Annotated in this window: 3 protein-coding genes; all 3 read right to left on the bottom strand. The window is 70.4% G+C overall.

The features are described from left to right. Positions 1 to 70 precede the first annotated feature (70 nt). Complete coding sequence (locus AVR91_RS33930; RefSeq protein WP_063272959.1) at positions 71 to 952, bottom strand: NAD-dependent epimerase/dehydratase family protein; 882 nt, start codon at positions 950 to 952, stop codon at positions 71 to 73. 61 nt (positions 953 to 1,013) lie between these two features. Next, the gene (locus tag AVR91_RS33935; RefSeq protein ID WP_063272958.1) at positions 1,014 to 1,808 is read right to left on the bottom strand and encodes a hypothetical protein; all 795 of its coding nucleotides are present in this window, start codon (positions 1,806 to 1,808) and stop codon (positions 1,014 to 1,016) included. A gap of 72 nt (positions 1,809 to 1,880) precedes the next feature. Further along, positions 1,881 to 2,561 carry a hypothetical protein gene (locus tag AVR91_RS33940; RefSeq protein WP_063272957.1) on the bottom strand — a complete coding sequence of 227 codons (681 nt, stop codon included), beginning with the start codon at positions 2,559 to 2,561 and terminating at the stop codon, positions 1,881 to 1,883. Positions 2,562 to 2,661: the final 100 nt, after the last annotated feature.

Below are 2,661 nucleotides of genomic sequence, written 5' to 3' on the forward strand. Positions count from 1 at the left end.
ACCCCCTCGCGTTTCGTCCTCTGAATGCGGTCCTTGCGCGCGCAACTACCGCATTCAGAGGACGAACGCGTCAGAACCAGGAGGAGGGGGCCGGGCGTTCGGGGCGCCAGCCGGTCGCCTCGGTGAGCCGGGTCGAGACCACACGCTGCGAGCGCGCCAGCACCGACATCAGCCCGAGCCGGTTCGCCAGCCACTTCGGCAGCGCGCGCGGCCGCCGGACCCCGGCCGCGGCGGCCATCGCCTCGCCGAGTTCCTGTTTCCGCACCGGATCCGCGGCCAGGTTGTAGACGCCGCTCGGCGTCCGCAGCGCCGCGATCGCGCCCGCCGCCGCGTCGTCCGGATGGATCGCCGCGGTCCAGTCGGCCCGGCGGCCGAAGATCAGCGGCGAACCGCGCCGCGCGGCCGCCAGCATCGTCCTGGTCATCGGGTCGTCGCCGACCAGCAGCCCGATCCGCAGCCGGATCGCGGTGCGGCCCTCGTCCGCCAGTTCCGCGATGTTCCCGTGCGCCACCGTCGAAGACGCGATGTTGCCGCGAAGCGCGAGAGGCGCGTCCTCGTCCAGTTCCTGGTCGCCGCCGTCGGCGTAGACGAACGAAATCCCTTCCTGTACCACGATTTCCAGTTCGCCGACCCGTCGAACGGCGTCCGCGAGGGTCCGGCTGCCGGTGATCCGCACGCGGTCGTTCTCGGCCCAGCCGGACAGCTTCATCGCCCGTCGCGCGTCCGGGATCCGGGTCGCGACGTTCACCACAGCGTCGTGCCCGCGCAGCGCGCCTGCAAGCGAATCGACGTCGAACAGGGAACCCCGCACCGGTTCCGCGCCGGTCGCGCGCACCGCCGCGATCCGGTCCGCGTCGCGCGCCAGACCGCTCACCTCGTGGCCTTCGGCCAGCAGCCGCCGCACCAGCGGACGTCCGAGTATCCCGGTCGCCCCGATCACCATCACGCGCATGTTCGCTCCTCATGTCCGGCCTTCACGAACCCGACGAGACGAGGGGGCGGAACGTGACGGATCAGCCCGCCGGGATCTCCCCGATCTCCTCCGGCGGAGGCGCTTGGATGTCGGCCTGCGTGCCCCATTCGCGGTAGCGCGTGACGATCTTGGCGGTCGCGCTGTCCGGGGCGCCCGAAGCGGCGAGGACGGGGGCGAGGTCGAGAACGATCTGCAGCGGCAGGCGCGCGTCGTCGAGCCAGACCTCCATGGGGAGCTTCCCGACCTTGCCCCGCAGCTCGGTAACGGCCTCGGCCGACAGACCGGCGGGCAGGTCGCCGCCCAGCGCGGCCAGGTCGACGTCCAGCCGGTAGTGCTCGGCGGACACCCCGTCCAGTTCGGCGTGCCCGGATCCGGTGAGCGTGCCCGCCTTCCGCACCTGGTCGAGCGCGCGGGCGGGGTCGTTCTGTTTCGCCAGCTGATCGATGCTGCCCCCGGCGACCTGCGAGAACGGGTCGGCGCCGCCGGGGGAGACCTTGACCCAGGGCTTCCCGCCGGGAACGTCTTCTCGAGCGGTCTCGGGAACCTTGGCGTAGACGGTCTTGCCGGCCAGCCGGAGTTCGATCGGCTCGCCGAGGAAGTCCGTGGTCATGGCCAGCGCGGTTCCCGCCGCCGCGACCTTGGCCTGTCCCTGGCTCTTCGACCGCATCGTGCCCGCGGTGACGTCGGTGGTGAATTTCGCGGCCTTGCCGTCCATGGCGGAAGTCGCGCCGTCGGCGAGCGCGCGGGCGTCGGCGAACGAGACGGCGTCACTGTCACAGGCTCCGAGCAGCGCACCGAGTACGAGCACGACGGTGGACAGGGCCGTTCTCCGCATGAGGACCTGCTTTCGATCGCGGGCACCCAAGCGAAACACAGCAGCGGACGGCGCCCCGATCGGGGGAACGGCTCAGCGGCTGTCGCCCACGGCCTCGGGCGGCGGCGCGATGATCACCACGTCCGAAGCCCAGCTGTCGTATTTGACCGTGGCCTTGCCCATGCTGACCTGCACCGGACGCTGCTCGGCGTCCAGCCACAGCTCGGCGGGCGCGCCACCGAGGTCGAGGACGTACCGCGTGGCGGCCGTGCCGTTCACGTCGCCCTGTTCGGATTTGGTGACCTTGCCCGACTTCGAGATCCGCTCGATCGTGCGGGTCGGATCCATCGTCTCGACGACGTTCGTCATCAGCGCGCCGTTGGCGGCGGAGAGCGCGTCCTTGCCGTCGGCGGTGATCTTGACCCATTCCTTGCCGGTCTTGAGTTCCTGGACCTGGGTGTCCGACAGGTGGTAGTAGAGGACGCCGTCGGCGAAGATCAGGTCCCGTTTCTCGCCCGCGACCTCGGCGACCATGGAGAACTTGCTGTTCGGCCCCTCGTAGAGCCCGGAACTGGTGACCACGACCTTGCGGCCGTCCTCAGCGGTGGTTTCGAGCGAGATCTTGGACGAACGGGCGTTCTGCGTGCCCGCGGCGGCGACCGTGGCCAGCTGCGCCGCGTCGTTCACCGGCTGCGCCGCCGGTTTCTCTTCGCCGGAACAGCCGGCCACGAGCAGGAGAGCGGTACAGACGACGGCGAATCCGGTGGCACGCATGGGACTCCCTCGGGTGAATGGTCTGTACCACCACCGTAGTGCCTGTCGCGTGAATTTCCACCGTCCGAATGTCGGGGTACGCGTGAAGGCCCCCGTCCCT

It is taken from the genome of Amycolatopsis keratiniphila subsp. keratiniphila, assembly GCF_001620365.2.
Lineage (GTDB): Bacteria > Actinomycetota > Actinomycetes > Mycobacteriales > Pseudonocardiaceae > Amycolatopsis > Amycolatopsis keratiniphila.

Bases quoted from the DNA above. Each gene is read 5' to 3' on its own strand.
- AVR91_RS33935 (WP_063272958.1), bottom strand. From the start codon at position 1,808: ATGCGGAGAACGGCCCTGTCCACCGTCGTGCTCGTACTCGGTGCGCTG.
- AVR91_RS33930 (WP_063272959.1), bottom strand. From the start codon at position 952: ATGCGCGTGATGGTGATCGGGGCGACCGGGATACTCGGACGTCCGCTG.
- AVR91_RS33940 (WP_063272957.1), bottom strand. From the start codon at position 2,561: ATGCGTGCCACCGGATTCGCCGTCGTCTGTACCGCTCTCCTGCTCGTG.